This is a genomic window from Scandinavium tedordense (assembly GCF_024764965.1).
Taxonomy (GTDB): Bacteria; Pseudomonadota; Gammaproteobacteria; order Enterobacterales; family Enterobacteriaceae; genus Scandinavium; species Scandinavium tedordense.
In genome coordinates, this window is record NZ_JALIGG010000056.1 from 230,103 (window position 1) to 244,460 (window position 14,358).

The 14,358-nt window shown below is 56.7% G+C and carries 13 protein-coding genes and 1 pseudogene; 6 read left to right on the plus strand and 8 right to left on the minus strand.

The window, feature by feature from the left end; translation table 11 throughout:
* Positions 1-9: 9 nt before the first annotated feature.
* The 7 genes from MUU46_RS14270 to MUU46_RS14300 all read right to left on the minus strand — a co-directional run bounded on the left by MUU46_RS14270 (position 10) and on the right by MUU46_RS14300 (position 5,887).
* A complete protein-coding gene (locus tag MUU46_RS14270) occupies positions 10-489 on the minus strand; it encodes an aromatic-ring-hydroxylating dioxygenase subunit beta (protein ID WP_309582942.1) in 480 nt (159 codons plus the stop codon).
* Positions 489-1,802, minus strand: coding sequence for an aromatic ring-hydroxylating oxygenase subunit alpha (locus tag MUU46_RS14275; protein ID WP_258965843.1), 1,314 nt, complete (start codon positions 1,800-1,802; stop codon positions 489-491). The genes MUU46_RS14270 and MUU46_RS14275 overlap by 1 nt, the downstream gene beginning before the upstream one ends.
* Positions 1,792-2,334, minus strand: a complete 543-nt coding sequence (locus MUU46_RS14280; protein ID WP_258965844.1) for a nuclear transport factor 2 family protein — start codon at positions 2,332-2,334, stop codon at positions 1,792-1,794. Before MUU46_RS14280 ends, MUU46_RS14275 begins: the two co-directional genes overlap by 11 nt.
* Before the next feature lie 11 nt (positions 2,335-2,345).
* Positions 2,346-2,705, minus strand: coding sequence for an IacB protein (locus MUU46_RS14285; RefSeq protein WP_258965845.1), 360 nt, complete (start codon positions 2,703-2,705; stop codon positions 2,346-2,348).
* 19 nt (positions 2,706-2,724) lie between these two features.
* Entirely contained in the window at positions 2,725-3,852 is a 1,128-nt protein-coding gene (locus MUU46_RS14290; RefSeq protein ID WP_258965846.1) for an acyl-CoA dehydrogenase family protein, read from the minus strand.
* A 104-nt stretch (positions 3,853-3,956) separates the two neighbouring features.
* Positions 3,957-5,081 carry an amidase gene (locus MUU46_RS14295; RefSeq protein WP_258965847.1) on the minus strand — a complete coding sequence of 375 codons (1,125 nt, stop codon included), beginning with the start codon at positions 5,079-5,081 and terminating at the stop codon, positions 3,957-3,959.
* A gap of 332 nt (positions 5,082-5,413) precedes the next feature.
* Positions 5,414-5,887, minus strand: coding sequence for a MarR family winged helix-turn-helix transcriptional regulator (locus tag MUU46_RS14300; RefSeq protein ID WP_258965848.1), 474 nt, complete (start codon positions 5,885-5,887; stop codon positions 5,414-5,416).
* Positions 5,888-6,153: 266 nt separating this feature from the next.
* Here MUU46_RS14300 and hpaX point away from each other — a divergent pair, with 266 nt between their 5' ends.
* The 6 genes from hpaX to MUU46_RS14330 all read left to right on the plus strand — a co-directional run bounded on the left by hpaX (position 6,154) and on the right by MUU46_RS14330 (position 12,868).
* On the plus strand, positions 6,154-7,524 hold the full coding sequence (hpaX, locus tag MUU46_RS14305) for a 4-hydroxyphenylacetate permease (protein ID WP_258965849.1): 1,371 nt from the start codon (positions 6,154-6,156) through the stop codon (positions 7,522-7,524).
* Positions 7,525-7,555: 31 nt separating this feature from the next.
* Positions 7,556-8,536 carry a GlxA family transcriptional regulator gene (locus MUU46_RS14310; RefSeq protein WP_258965850.1) on the plus strand — a complete coding sequence of 327 codons (981 nt, stop codon included), beginning with the start codon at positions 7,556-7,558 and terminating at the stop codon, positions 8,534-8,536.
* Between the two features lie 78 nt (positions 8,537-8,614).
* On the plus strand, positions 8,615-9,625 hold the full coding sequence (gene gap, locus MUU46_RS14315; RefSeq protein WP_159755658.1) for a type I glyceraldehyde-3-phosphate dehydrogenase: 1,011 nt from the start codon (positions 8,615-8,617) through the stop codon (positions 9,623-9,625).
* A 337-nt stretch (positions 9,626-9,962) separates the two neighbouring features.
* The gene (locus MUU46_RS14320) at positions 9,963-10,454 is read left to right on the plus strand and encodes an SH3 domain-containing protein (RefSeq protein ID WP_258965851.1); all 492 of its coding nucleotides are present in this window, start codon (positions 9,963-9,965) and stop codon (positions 10,452-10,454) included.
* 58 nt (positions 10,455-10,512) lie between these two features.
* Entirely contained in the window at positions 10,513-11,463 is a 951-nt protein-coding gene (locus MUU46_RS14325; protein WP_258965852.1) for a hypothetical protein, read from the plus strand.
* A 31-nt stretch (positions 11,464-11,494) separates the two neighbouring features.
* Positions 11,495-12,868, plus strand: a complete 1,374-nt coding sequence (locus MUU46_RS14330) for a serine/threonine protein kinase (RefSeq protein WP_258965853.1) — start codon at positions 11,495-11,497, stop codon at positions 12,866-12,868.
* 58 nt (positions 12,869-12,926) lie between these two features.
* Here the strand turns inward: MUU46_RS14330 and MUU46_RS14335 are convergent.
* Positions 12,927-14,303, minus strand: a pseudogene (locus MUU46_RS14335) (purine-cytosine permease family protein).
* Positions 14,304-14,358 lie beyond the last annotated feature (55 nt).

The window sequence follows — 14,358 nt, forward strand, 5'->3', positions numbered from 1 at the left end:
ATGCGCTCCTCAAAGGATGTAGCCGATGCTGTGCAGCACATCGTCGCTGTTCACCAGGCGGATAACCTTCTGCTCAATCAGCCAGCTTTCGCCGTGGCGTTGCAGTTGCCAGGTGATGTCTGCCGCATAATGGCGGCTGTGGCCTTTACGGTGCTCCCACAGGGATTGCGCCCCGCGCACCACAATCTGGTCGTCGCTCGCTTCCAGCACCCGAAAACGCGACAGTGTGCGCAGCGTTCTGGCGCGCGGTGTGGTGGAAATGGACTCCCCGCTGTACAGGCGCTTCACCCGTTTTTCGCGCATGTGGTGATCGTCGCAGGCGTAATTCAGGGTGTTTTTAAAATCGGTTTCCTGCGGGTCAATCGGCACCACGTACAAGCCGTCGGGTTGCCACAGCGTCAGCCAGGTATGGAATTCACCCTGGTCGAGCAAATCGCCTTCAAGATTGACCACCGCCATCGCGGTAAACAGGGCAGAATCTGGGGTCATCATTGTTCTGCCTCCGTCATCAATTTTTTCCACTGCTGGTAGGCCGCACGCATTCCGGTTTCGGCACTGACATCACTGCGTAAACCATCGTCAGAGCGGTATTCCCCAGCCAGCCCACGGTTGAGCATGATCCACAGATCGTCGCCCGCAGTGGCCCCGCGCTGTACGCGCTCCCACGCTTCGGAGTCATCCGGCGTACCAAAGCCCATCGGCCCCTGGAAATGTTCATGCAGACGCAACCGTGCCTGGTTGGCAATTTCCGGCCCGCCGTCCATGGTGATCACCGCATGATGAATCTCAGTTTCCTGCACCGACACCGGTTGCAGCACGCGGAAGAAGGCCATCGAACAGGCGATGTTCGGGAAAATGTTGAGGTTAAAACCGGAGCCGCCGACGGCACGCACGATGCGTCGGACCTGGTCTTCGTCGTGATCGGCGCGTAGTGCGTCGGCCAGTTCAGCGAAGCGTTCAGGGATTGGCGCGTCAAGATTGGCGTCTAAATCCACCAGTTCCGGGATCATCACCATCACGCTGTGGCCGTTGCCTAAATCTTCGACGTAGCCGCTGCCATCAACAAAGTTGAGCATCTCTTCGGTTTGCTTATCGACCGAGCTTAAAAACGAACGGTGAACGACCGGGAAGTGATAGCCGTCGGTGGTGTTTTCGAGTTGAATCTTCCAGTTACCGGGGAAGCGGAAACGGTGTGCCGGCCCGGTTTTAATCGGATAACCCGCGCCCTGCTTCATGAACAAGTCCATCCACTTTTTGGCGACGCCGAGGAAGTCTTCCAGCGGTTCAATCTGCTCATTAAAAGTGGCGAAAATCATTCCGGCGTACTGTTCGGTGCGCAGCGACACCAGCCCCAACTCGCCCTTTTCCAGCTGATCGGCGTAGCTTTCCGGATGCGGTACGCCGCGCAGGCTGCCGTCCAGCGCGTAGCCCCAGCCGTGATACGGACAGACAAAGCTGTTGGTTTTGCCACTGCGGTGTTCGCATACCGTGGCGGCGCGATGGCGGCAACGGTTGAGCAAGGTGTGTACCGCACCTTTACGCCCGCGCACCACAATCACCGGCTGGGTGCCGATCTCTGTGGTTTTAAAGCTGCCGGTGTCCGGGATTTCGCTGGCGTGCGCCACCCATACCCAGGTTTTGCTGAAGATACGCTCCAGTTCGAGTTGAAACAGTTCTTCCGAGGTGTACAGCGACGTGTGTACCCGGTCGGATTTCACCAGCCCCGCAATCTCCGCGCTCGTCAGCGTCGGTGGTGTCGCGCTATCGATATTTTTCACATTAATGATGTGATCACATTGCATGTCCATTCTCCTGCACGTCTTCGTTTTTATCAGGAACCGGTAAGGCATCCGCCGCGTGCCAGTGGTCTACCGGGCGGCTGAACAGGTTGCGGGTGGTGAAGTGGCGCATCACCATCTCGCCCGCCTCTCGCACAAAATTCACATTGAGTTCTGCGGCGTTGAGATGCGCACCGCCTGCGCTAAACGCCGAGGTTTGCAGCATCAGCCAGCGGCCGCGCAGTGTGCCGTTCGGCTCATGCCATAGCGCTTCGGAGCACAGGAAGTGCGCGTTCATCGCAAAATGCGCCGGTTGACGCACGTAGCCCGCCATCATTTTCACGATGGCGTCGCGCCCCGGATGACGCCCGAGACGCGTGGCGTAGGGTTCACCAACGCCCTCCCAGCAGGCATCCACGCTGAACAGCGCGCCAATCGCCTGTACCGTTTCCGGGGTATCAAGCTGGTCGCATAAACGCATGTAATCGCTGATGCAAACCCGTGCCGCCTGATAGTCTTCGAGCTGCTGCAATCGCAGCGCATCCTGGGCGTTCATCGTCAGCTCCGTCAGTTCTGGATTATCAGTTCGCGGCCGACGCGGGCCTCGATTTTGCAGTACTTCCACAGCTTGCTGCCGCTGTCGCCGACCGGCGTGGTGCGGAACAGGTTGCAGACTGCGGCGACGTTTTCCAGACGCTCAGCGTCGGCTAACACGTAGGTAGTCCACGGCGCGGTGGTGGACGGGCCGACCATCAGCTGGTCGTCGTCCATATTGCCGATAACGGAGATCCCCGGCGTTTCATCAATGCCTTTCATCATCACGCCGAATGCGCCCCACACCTGTTTGGCTTCTGCCGGGCTGGCATCGAAAAAGTTCTGGTTCACGCCGATGCAAAACAGCACGCGTAAGGTTGTTGACTGGCTCATCTGTTGCTCCTTTCAAAAATCACAAGTAACCCGGCAGCGGTTTGCCACCAAAGAAGACCGTACCGGCATTGAGGTACGAGAGGTCGCCCATAAAGGCATGTTGGGTAATCACCATCGTGTCGCGCACGTAGCGCTGTAGCGGACTGGTCATGGTCACGCCGCCCATGCCGTTGAGGGCCAGCGCCTGACGCGCAACCTCGGCGGAAACGCGGGTAACGTGCGTGGACGAGAGACGCAGCGCGTTAATTTGTTCGCAGCTCGCGTCATCCCCCACCCGCAGTTTTTGCCAGACGTCGTCGATGGCGTCATAAAACCAGGCCCGGGCGGAACGTAATTCGGCTTCGCAGTGGGCAATTTGCATCTGCGCCTGTGGCCGGTCGGCCAGACGCGGTGCGCCGGTCACCGATTGCTGACGATGGGCGATAGCGTAGATTTCATTCAGCGCGGCGCGGGCCACGCCAAGGGCGACGACGGACAGCACCTGGGTCGCCAGCGACAGCACCGGATAGCGGTACAGCGGCCCTTCCAGATTCAGCGCCCCGCCGCGGATAAAGGTCCATTCGTGTGGCACAAACGCGTCGTTAACCACCAGGTCATGGCTGCCGGTTCCGGCGAGACCCACGGTGTCCCACACCGGGTCGATATGCACATTTTCACGCGGCAGTACTGCCATCCGCGGCAAAGCCTGTTCGCCGTCGGGCAGAATACCAACGCCTAAAACTGAGGCGCCCATGCTGCCGCTGGCAAAACTCCAGCGCCCGTTGACGCGGTAGCCGCCGTCGGCCTGCTGCGCTTTTTGCGTCGGGAAGATCCCCCCGGCAAAAACCACATCCGGGCCGTCGCGATAGAGTTCTTTCAGGGTGTCCGGCGGCAGAGCGCCGAGATAAAACGGGCTCATACCGAAACTGGCGACCCAGCCTGCCGAACCATCGGCGGTGGCAATTTGCTCGACCAGTTCACAAAACTCAGCCGGGGAACATTCGTCACCGCCGTACATTTTCGGCACCAGCGCGCGGTAAACGCCGACCTGTTTGAAACGGGCAATCACGTCATCAGAGATGTGACGTTGATGCTCAAAATCGGCGCTGCGAGTGGCAACGTCACTCAACAGCGGAACCAGCTCTTCACGAATCGGTACGGCAGACATAGCTTCCTCCGGATTTTGTTATATGCGGCGCGTTCAGGACGCACGAAGCCGCAATGAGTCGTACTCACTGAGTCATCAGGGAAAAGAAAAAACGAAAGAAGTGGTTAGTGACGTCGTCGCTGGGTGAGCCATTCAGCCGCTTGCACCAGCAAACCGTCATGACCTTTGGCCGCCACCAGCTGGAGCGATACCGGGCGACCGGCGATTTCACCGACCGGCAGCGACAGTGCCGGGTGACCGCTCAGGTTGAACGGACGCACCAGCCGCGTGAGATTGACCACGCTCAGCGGGTCTTTAGCCTCGCTCAACGTCGGCGGCAGTTCTGGCAAGGTTGCCAGCGCCAGCAACGGAGTTTGCGCCAGTAAAGCATCGAGCTGCGCGCTGAAATCACGGCGAGTCTGTTCGGCGGTGTCGAGGGCTTCCGGGCTGACGTCAGCCCCTGAGCGAATACGCGATGCCACATCGGCGGACACCTGCCCGCTCGCCAGCAGCGGATTCAGCGCCAGCCAGTTTTCGTGGCTGATGATGGCCAGTCCAGCGCGGTGCGCGTCGGCAAACAGCGACAATTCTGCGTCGCGTGGCTGCACGGAATGTTGTTCGAGGAAAGCCCGCAGGCAGGCATCAATTTCAGGGGTTGCAGCGGAAAGGAACGACATCGCCGGTAGCGCGGACAAGGGTTCGTTGACAACAACGCCGAGCCGGGTCATCGCCTGGCGCAGCACCGCAGCATCACGGGTGAATACGCCGACGCAGTCCAGCGAGCTCTCCGCAGGCATGACGCCCTGGCGGCTCAAAACGCCGTAACCGGGCTTGAGGCCGATAACTCCGCAGCAGGCCGCAGGCATTCGCACGGATCCGCCGGTATCGGTGCCGAGGGAAAAATCGACTTCGCCTGAGGCCACCACCGCCGCCGAACCGCTGGATGAGCCGCCCGGGATCACTTCAGGGAAGCGCGTATTGAGCGGTGTACCGCCCCAGGCATTGATGCCCGTCACGCCAAACGCCAACTCATGCAGCGTTGTTTTTCCGGTCATTACGCAATTCTTACCCAGCAGCGTGGTAACCACGCTGGCATGGTGTTCTGCATCCGGGGCGTTTTCCAGCGCCCGACAGCCTGCCCGGGTCGGGAAACCTGCCACGTCCAGCGTGTCTTTGACCGCAAAACGAAGATCGCCTTCACCGAGGATAAACTGTTCTACAAAACCTTTGCTCACAGAAACTGGCTTCATGATTAACACCTTGACCAGAAAAAACGAATCATATTCAGGTGAGTCGTCAACGCGACCTTTTGTCCTGATTAATGTTAGGTCAATCATGGAAGATTTAGATGAAAATTCAAGTAATATTTCACGTTAACTTTACCAGCAGACAACAATTCATTAACCTTTTTAAGCAAAAGGTTATTGCGTCAGGCTGATGAAAAATAAAACAAAAATGGCGGAGTTGAAGCAGAATGCCGTCATGTTCAATGATGACAGCATTTCGTTAAAAGGTGTGGAATTACAGAGGATTATGATAATTGCATAAGCAGATCACAAATTTGTCATTGCGCGCTTCAGGGTCAAAGTTCGTTGAGGTTATCCAGCACTTTTGCCAGTGACAGATTCATTTTCGCCACCTGGTTGCTGGTCATGCCTTTAAACCCTTTTTCAAACACTTTGCTGGCCTGGGCGTAGGCTTCTTCCACTTTTTGCCGCCCGAGTTCAGTGAGCATCACTTCGGTTACGCGGGCGTCACTTTCGCTGCTGGCGGTGGTCACCAAACCGTCTTCGCGCAGGCGGCCAACGATTTTGGTGACCGTCGGCATTTTAGCCATTGCGTACTCGGCAATCTGCGAAATGCTGGCTTTGCCGTACTGGTGCGTCACCATCAGCACCCGAAAGCCAGAAACATCGAGCTGCGCTTTTTTCAGTGTAATTTCCATGATTTGCGTGTAACGCGCATAAACATTCACAATCCAGTAGAACGGAAATTCTTCGCGATGGAAGCCGGGATCGGCGGCTGTGTCCTCAGCGATTTTTTTTATGTTACTCATGCGTTTCCTTACCAGAAAAAAGCAGCAGATAGCGCGATTATACCTGCGAATCCGTGACGGCTATAGCGTCAAAACGTTGCGTGTTGCGGGTTTGAACCGGGTCATAAGAAAAAGGCACGATCGCCGTCGCATTATGATTCATAAATGATATATCACCTGCAATTACGTATCATTTTTTGGTTATTACATTGACGTTTGCCGTGGCTATTTTCTATACGTTTAGCCGACCTGCACACTCATACTAATAATCGCAATGTGGAGTTTTTATGACCGATACGTCTGCACAATTACCTCAGGATCCGCCGCTGGACCCGCGCCAGCAAGCCGTTATCAAGAAGCTGTTCCGCCGCCTAATTGTATTTTTATTTGTCCTGTTCGTATTCTCCTATCTGGACCGCATTAATATTGGTTTTGCCGGGCTGACGATGGGCAAAGATCTCGGCCTGAGCAGCACCATGTTTGGGCTCGCCACTACTCTGTTTTATGTGATGTACGTTATCTGCGGAATTCCCAGCAATATCATGCTGAGTATCGTCGGCGCACGCCGCTGGATTGCAATGCTGATGGTCATCTGGGGCATTGCGTCTACCGCCACGATGTTCGCCAGCGGACCGAACAGTCTGTATGTGTTGCGAATGTTGGTCGGAATTGCGGAAGCCGGTTTCCTGCCGGGGTTGCTGCTGTATTTAACCTACTGGTTCCCGGCCCAGTACCGCGCCCGTGCCAACGCCCTGTTTATGATTGCGATGCCGGTCACCATGGCATTGGGGTCGCTGGCCTCAGGGTACATTCTCAACATGGACGGCCTGCTGAACCTGAAAGGCTGGCAGTGGCTGTTCCTGCTGGAAGGCTTCCCGTCGGTGCTGTTAGGTCTGGTGGTGTGGTTCTGGCTGGATGACAGTCCGTCGAAGGCGAAATGGCTGACCGAAGACGACAAGGCCTGCCTGAACGAGATGCTGGAAGCGGACAAAATCGCGCTGCAAAAAACACAGCTGGCCGCCAGCGCTTCGCTGTTGCCGCCGCGCAGCATGGCGCGCGAACTGTTCACCCCGATTATCATTCTCTACACGCTGGCCTATTTCTGCCTGACCAATACGCTGAGCGCACTGAGCGTCTGGACGCCGCTTATCCTGCGCAGCTTTAACGAAACCAGCAGTAACGTGACCATCGGCCTGCTGAGCGCCATTCCGCAGCTGTGCACCATCGTGGCGATGGTGTGGTGGAGCAAACGTTCGGACCGAATGAACGAGCGAAAATTCCACACTCTGCTGCCGTATCTTTTTGCCGCCGCAGGCTGGATGCTCACCGCTTCCAGCACCAATCCGCTGTGGCAGTTCAGCGGTATTGTGATGGCGTCGGCAGGGGCGTTTGCGGCGATGGTTATTTTCTGGACCACGCCGGATCGCTACATTTCCCTGCGCGCTCGCGCGGTGGGCATTGCGGTGATCAACGCCACCGGGATGACCGGCGCGGCGCTCGGGCCGCTGCTAATGGGCTGGATGAAAGATGTCACCGGCAACTTCAACGCCGGGATCTTTATGGTTGCCGGGTTCCTGGTTCTGGGGGCGATCATCATTGCCGTTATCCCGATGAAAAAAGCGGTCCCGCGCGAAGAAGCAGCATCATTACCGACTTGACTTAATATGTGCAAGGTGTACTTTTCAGGACATGAAAAAAATCCTGATTATCGTCCCCGACGGCGGCATGTTGTTTGAGTCTGCCGGTATTGCCGACATTCTGATGCAGGCCAATCGCCTGCATCCGGAAGGTCCGGCGCAGCCGCGTTATCACGTGGCACTCGCTACCACCCAACCGCATCAGGTTATTCACGGCCAGTCAGGGTTAAATCTGCTGGCCGATCACCGTTTGCACGAGCTGGACCCACGCGAACCGCTGGACACCATTATCATCACCGGTCGTGGACAGGATCCGCTGGAGTCCATCGCGGTTGTCGACTGGCTGCACCTTGCGGCCCCGCACGCCCGACGCGTAGCCTCTGTCTGCGGCGGCGCACTTTTACTGGCGCAGGCCGGATTGCTGGAAGGCAAACGGGCCACCACCCACTGGAAATTACTCGACACGCTGAAAGCCGAATATCCGCAGGTCCTCGTCGAAGCCGGGCCACTGTACGTTCAGGACGGCCACATCTGGACTTCGGGCGGCGTCAGTACCGGCTTCGACCTCACGCTGGCGCTGGTCGAAGAAGACTATGGCTTCACCCTCGCCCGCGATATCGCCCAGGACATGGTGATGTATCTGCGCCGCCCCGGCGGGCAGTTGCAGTTCAGCCGCTATAACCTGAAACAATCCGACGGACACGGGCCAATGAACGCGCTGCTGGCGTGGATCCTCGACAATATAACCGCCGACCTGTGCGTGGAAAAATTGGCAGAAAAAGCCGCCATGAGCCCACGGAACTTTACCCGCGTGTTTACCCGTGAAACCGGAGCGTCTCCGGCCCGCTACGTGGCCGAGGCGCGTCTGGCCGCAGCCCGCCAGCGTCTGGAGCAAACTGACGATCCGCTCGAGCGCATTGCCGAACAGACCGGGTTTGGCAGCAGCATCAATTTGCGTCGCCTGTTTGAAAAACAATTACACCTGACGCCGGGTGAGTATCGCCAGCGCTTCCATTGTCGCAAAATGGCGTAATGTGATCCTTTTTTGTCGTTTACGCCAACACCCTGCCCGCCTACAGTTACGCCATAGACAACAGAGAAGGAGTTGATCATGGTTAAGGTCGGTATTAATGGTTTCGGCAGGATTGGTCGCAACGTTTTACGCGCGGCGTTCGGCAATCCCGATTTACAGATTGTGGCAATCAATGATTTAACGGACAGCAAAACGCTGGCGCATTTGTTGAAATACGATTCGCTGCTCGGCACGTTCTCCGCAAGCGTAGAAGCCGTCGAGGGTGGGCTACGGGTCGACGGCCAGACGATTACCGTGTTCAGCGAACGTGACCCGGCGAACATTCCATGGCGCGACGTTGAGGTGGATATCGTGATTGAAGCCACTGGTTTCTTCACCGATCGCGAAAAAGCAGCAGTCCACATCCACAGCGGTGGCGCGAAGCGCGTCATCATCTCCGCGCCTGGCAAAAATGACGATTTAACAGTAGTGATGGGCGTCAACCACCAGCTCTACGATCCGCAAAAACACAGCGTGGTGAGTAACGGCAGTTGTACTACCAACGGTCTCGCCCCGGCGGCGCAGGTGCTGCACCAGCGTTTCGGCATCAAGCATGGCCTGATGAACACCACCCACGCCTACACCAACAGCCAGGTTTTGCACGACCAGCCGGAGAAAGACCTACGCGGGGCGCGAGCCGCAGCGCTCTCTATCGTGCCCTACTCCAGCGGCGCGGCGAAAGCACTCGGTAAAGTTATCCCTGAGCTTGACGGACGTCTGACCGGTTATTCACTGCGGGTCCCGGTCCCGGTGGTGTCGATTGTCGACCTGACCGTTACCCTTGAGCGCGATGTCACGGCGGAAGAAGTGAATGATGCATTTCGTCAGGCGGCGGCATCTGGCCCACTGAAAGGCATTCTCGGCTATAGCGATGAGCCGTTAGTGTCCAGCGATTACCAGGGCGACCCGCGCTCGTCAATTATTGATGGTCTTTCGACGCTGGTGATTGGTGGCAATATGGTGAAAATCCTCGCCTGGTATGACAACGAATGGGGCTTCTCCAATCGCCTGGTCGACCTTGCCCTGCTCATGGCGCAGCAAGAACGTTAATCTGCTTCACCGCGACTCCCGGGCTACCGGGGGTCAGTCGCGTTACATTCCCCGTTTCGTTTAATCCCCACAAAATTCGCTGCTAACGCGCGCCTTTGCTTATAAATCAATCCGATGTGCTAAAAATATCCGTGTTATCAGCATTGTATTGTTAAACAGGCTATGTAAAATCAGACAATCCGTGCTAAACACTTGTTAAATATTTAGTGGAATCCCGGGTCAGAATGTTGTTTGCTCGGTGACTATCTCTGTGCGTCGTCTACGCCATGAGTCATCCCTGCTCCGCAGGCAGCACCATGACCATTGGGCCTAACCCCGATTTGCAGGGAACGTCTGAATGAAATTGCGAAACCTCTTGCCTCTGTTGATAGTGACCGTGCTGGTCGGCTGTAAAGCCCCTGCACCAACGATGACCGACGATACGCTGGTCACAAGCCAGGTCAATGGCGTCACGCTGACTCACCGTTATATCGTTACTGTCCCGACAGAATTTACTCCAGTTAATGCCAGCTATCGCGCGCTATACGCCGGTTCTGTCATGAATACTCCTGATTTTGGCGGCAAAGTTCTGAGCGAACTGGAAAACGGTAAAACCTATACTGTGCTCGGCAGCGTCCAGAACGGCTGGCTGGCGATTGCCGAACAAGACCAACCGGAGCTGATTGGCTACGTTCCACCGCGCGCGCTGGTCAAAAGCGAACTGTATGCGCAGACGCTGAAAAAAGACCGTCCACGCACCCGCAAGTCGAGCAAAGCCACCTGCGTTAATGTGGACAGCAACAGCAAAGCTTGTCAGAACGCGAACAGCGGAACCTGGATAATTAACTAATCTTTATCCTGTTCCCTCGCTTGGGTTTACCCGTTTTTGAGACGCATAAAGGAAATCTATGAAACTCTGGCTTTCAGGTGTGGCGTTGCTGCTGGCATCTTCGACCGTATGGGCAGAGAACTACCGTTTTGTACAGTCTCCTTCGCAGAAGCTGGATATCTGGATCGATAACATCAAAAGCAATTCGCCGCAGAACTGGTGTGAGAAAGAGCTTCCGCTACGCATTGTCGCCAATGGCGATAAATCCCCGTCGATCCTGACCGGTTTTATGCCACGTCTCGGCACCCTGTTGGAAAGTCAGTGCTCCACCCTACAACGCGTGCACTGGCGACTCGAGGACCCACAAGGTGAGGTGCTGGCCTTTGGTACCGCAGACCGTGCGAACGACTGGGATGTGAAAGTGACCCCGGTGCTTGACGACAGTCCGGTCATCCCGACGCAATCTGAGGATAAATCTGCCCCGGCAGATCGCACGCCATGGCAGGAATTTACCCTGCAAGATGGCTGTCGTCTACGCACCTTCTGGGCGGCTAATGCAGGCGCTTCTGCGTTGTTTATTCCTGAGGGCAAGTGCGAAAAAGGCGGCTGGTTAAGCGGTCGCAGCGACGTCATTCAGAGCGGCAACGCGGGTGAAAAACGCCTGCCGATGACCTTCGTGCATGGTTTCCCGGTGAGCGGCCTGCGTGACGGCATTGATGCCGACAACCTGCTGATCACCACCCTCAACAACGAGCGGATGGTGGTCAGTAATGAACAGGCACCGCAAAGCTGGATGATCCTGCCGTACAACCCAGAGCTTAACGCATGGGCGGCCAGCGGCACCATTGCGGTCAAAGTGCCGCACGAAATGGCGATGGATGAAGCCAATCTGCAAAAACAGCTCAATCAGGTGCGCAAAGCCTGGGCCAGCTGGCTGGCGCCTGACAGCCCGGTCACCCTGCTGTTGATTGACTCCCTGCAAACGCAGTTGCGTAACCCGGCGGTGGGTGCATGGCGCACACAGAATTGATCTTGTCACTTTTTGAGCAGAGATCCGTAGCATGACAGATAACGATTACACACAGCGCCCGCCCGACGCTTTGCCGTCCGGTTATCGCTTTGATGAGTTTGAAATTCAGGATGTCATTGACGCCAGTAGCGACAACATCGTTTATCGCGCCCTCGATCATCAGCTTGAACGCCAGGTCGCCATTCGCGAATTTCTGCCGCGCACCCTGACGGTGCGTAGTGAAACGCAGCGCCTGGTGCCGCGCAGCAAACAGGACCAGTCGGCGTTTAGCGTCGGCCTCGACGGTTTTATTCAGGAAGCGCGTCAGTTGGCGCGTCTGAATCACCCGAACGTGGTGCAAATTCTGCGTTTCTGGACTTACAACGAAACGGCCTATGCCGCGACCCCGGTGTACAGCGGCATGACGCTGGCCGAGCTTTTCCAGCATCATCCGGAACGCATTAACGAAGCGTGGATCCGCCATATGCTGCCGATGTTGTGCGGGGCGCTGGCTGCGCTGCATGAGAAAGGCTATATCCACTGCCGCCTGTCGCTGAACAGCATTCTGATTCAGGACAACGGCCTGCCACTGCTGCTGGAATTTGGCGCCCTGCGCCAGCACGGCGTGGAAAGTGGTGAGGTGAATAAAACCCTTCTGCATCCGGGCTTTACACCGTTGGAACAATATTCTGATGACGTTGATAACCCGCCAGGACCGTGGACGGATATTTACTCGTTAGGGGCCATTCTTTATACGCTGGTAACCGGTAACCGGCCGCCAGCCAGCGTCACGCGCAGCATTCAGGACAACTGCGTACCGCTGGCGGAAAGTCGCCCGGAAGGCTATTCGCTTGAGCTGTTACAGGCTATTGACAGCACTCTGGCGCTGCGTCCAGAAGACCGACCGCAGACGATCGCCGAATTTACCACGCTGGCGGGCATTAGCCTGAATGAGACTCACACTCTGCCAGCAGAAAGCCAGGCCGGCTCGATGCTGATGGCGATTGAGCAAGAGCCACAGGAAGATACCGCCGCGCACCCATGGTGGAAGTCATATCGCACGCCGTTGCATATTGCCGGAGGCGTCGTGGTTGGTTTGATTGCAGGAGGGGTGTTGTTTGGTCAGCATGGGTCTACGGAGGTGTCGTCTACATCGCCAATGACGGGGACTGTTACCGCCGAAACCTCAGCTAAACCCGTCTCAGCCGGTACCGCCCTCGCCCGGGTGTATATTCGTGTGGATGAAGGTGACCAGCTGGAAGTGAACGGCAAGGCGCAGAAAACGCCGAACCCGGTGAATGGCTATACCTCGGTGCAGCTTTCGTCAGGCCAGTACGTGATTACATTGCGTAACGCCAGACAGTCCCGCAGCGCCAGCATTTCCGTCGATAAACCCGGCACGTGGTTGTTAAACCCGCAGGCATAACCTCTTCCGTTGCAACGCCCGGCGGCGCAAACTTGAGCCACCGGGCAATTCATCGACCTTACGACGGATAAACGGTCTGGGCAGGCAACGCGCGGCTGTCCAGCTTATGCAGCGCGAGATACAACAGCGCGGTTCCCCCCCAGCCAATAATCCACGACACATCATTCCCGGCAAACATCCACGTTAACGCCCCATGGAACAGCGGGTTTTCGATGAACGGCAGCTGGATAAGCACACCCGTTACATACACCGCGATGCCATAAAAATTCCAGTATCCGTAGCGGCCTTTCGGGTCAAACAGCGCCGGGATGTCCACCGACTGACGGGAAATCAGGTATTAATCGCACAGGCTGATGGCGCTCCATGGCACAAAGAATGCCAGCAGGAACAGCAGAAAATGGGTGAAATGTTTGAGGAACGCCGGTTCACTCAGCAGTGCAATCACACAGGAAATCGCCACCATCATCACCACAAAAATCACACGGCATGTCGCACTCAGCGTCACCTGCTGGCGGAAACCGGAGACAATGGTGGTCAGCGACATAAAGCTGCCGTAGGCGTTCAGAGTGGTGAAGGTGATTTTGCCAAAGCAGATAGCGAAATAAATCACCATCGCCATCATTTCGTTTTTTCCCAGCCCCACGATGTAGCTCACTTCATGGCCCGGAAAGGCGCTGCCCGCGATGGCTGCGGTGATGACGCCGAGGGTCATAGACGCTTGGGTACCTAACACCGTACCGCTAAAGACCGCAAAGAAGGTCTTTTTGCCGGAGACGTTACGCGGCAGGTAACGCGAGTAGTCAGATACGTAGGGACAGAATGCGATTTGCCAGGACGACGACAACGACACCGCCAGCAAGAAGTTTGGCAACGTGAAATGGTTATTCTGTGCGAGGGTGGCAAAATCGGTCGACAGCAGTAGCGAAACAAACAGCCACGCAAACGCCAGCACGCCGACGAGGCTCGCCAGTTTGCCCAGTTTGTGAATGACTTTATAACCCAGCACCGCGATGACGATAATCACTGCGCTGAAGATAATCATCCCAGCGTTGTTACTCACCGACAGCAGTTTCGCCATCGCCTGCCCAGCCAGCACCGTGCCGCTGGCAGAAAAGCCTACGTACATCACGCACACCAGCGCCAGCGGGATAACCGCCCCAAACACGCCGAACTGCGCGCGGCTGATTATCATCTGTGGTAAGCCCAGACGCGGCCCTTGCAACGCGTGCAGCGACATCACGCCCGCGCCTAAAATCTGCCCCACCAGCAGGCCAATCAGCGACCATACCACGTCGCCCCCGAGCACCACCGCCAGCGCGCCGGTCACAATGGCGGTTATCTGTAAATTACCGCCAAACCATAGCGTGAACTGGCTGAAGATATGGCCATGACGCTCGTTATCCGGGATGTAGTCTATGGAGCGCGTCTCGGCGATGCGCCCCCGGGTGTTGCCTGCCTGCGTGTCGGTTGACGAAAATGAAGACATAATT

What these genes read in the sequence shown, in the direction of transcription:
- MUU46_RS14270 (WP_309582942.1), bottom strand. Translation starts at nt 489, where the DNA reads ATGACCCCAGATTCTGCCCTGTTTACCGCGATGGCGGTGGTCAATCTT.
- MUU46_RS14275 (WP_258965843.1), bottom strand. Translation starts at nt 1,802, where the DNA reads ATGCAATGTGATCACATCATTAATGTGAAAAATATCGATAGCGCGACA.
- MUU46_RS14280 (WP_258965844.1), bottom strand. Translation starts at nt 2,334, where the DNA reads ATGAACGCCCAGGATGCGCTGCGATTGCAGCAGCTCGAAGACTATCAG.
- MUU46_RS14285 (WP_258965845.1), bottom strand. Translation starts at nt 2,705, where the DNA reads ATGAGCCAGTCAACAACCTTACGCGTGCTGTTTTGCATCGGCGTGAAC.
- MUU46_RS14290 (WP_258965846.1), bottom strand. Translation starts at nt 3,852, where the DNA reads ATGTCTGCCGTACCGATTCGTGAAGAGCTGGTTCCGCTGTTGAGTGAC.
- MUU46_RS14295 (WP_258965847.1), bottom strand. Translation starts at nt 5,081, where the DNA reads ATGAAGCCAGTTTCTGTGAGCAAAGGTTTTGTAGAACAGTTTATCCTC.
- MUU46_RS14300 (WP_258965848.1), bottom strand. Translation starts at nt 5,887, where the DNA reads ATGAGTAACATAAAAAAAATCGCTGAGGACACAGCCGCCGATCCCGGC.
- hpaX (WP_258965849.1), top strand. Translation starts at nt 6,154, where the DNA reads ATGACCGATACGTCTGCACAATTACCTCAGGATCCGCCGCTGGACCCG.
- MUU46_RS14310 (WP_258965850.1), top strand. Translation starts at nt 7,556, where the DNA reads ATGAAAAAAATCCTGATTATCGTCCCCGACGGCGGCATGTTGTTTGAG.
- gap (WP_159755658.1), top strand. Translation starts at nt 8,615, where the DNA reads ATGGTTAAGGTCGGTATTAATGGTTTCGGCAGGATTGGTCGCAACGTT.
- MUU46_RS14320 (WP_258965851.1), top strand. Translation starts at nt 9,963, where the DNA reads ATGAAATTGCGAAACCTCTTGCCTCTGTTGATAGTGACCGTGCTGGTC.
- MUU46_RS14325 (WP_258965852.1), top strand. Translation starts at nt 10,513, where the DNA reads ATGAAACTCTGGCTTTCAGGTGTGGCGTTGCTGCTGGCATCTTCGACC.
- MUU46_RS14330 (WP_258965853.1), top strand. Translation starts at nt 11,495, where the DNA reads ATGACAGATAACGATTACACACAGCGCCCGCCCGACGCTTTGCCGTCC.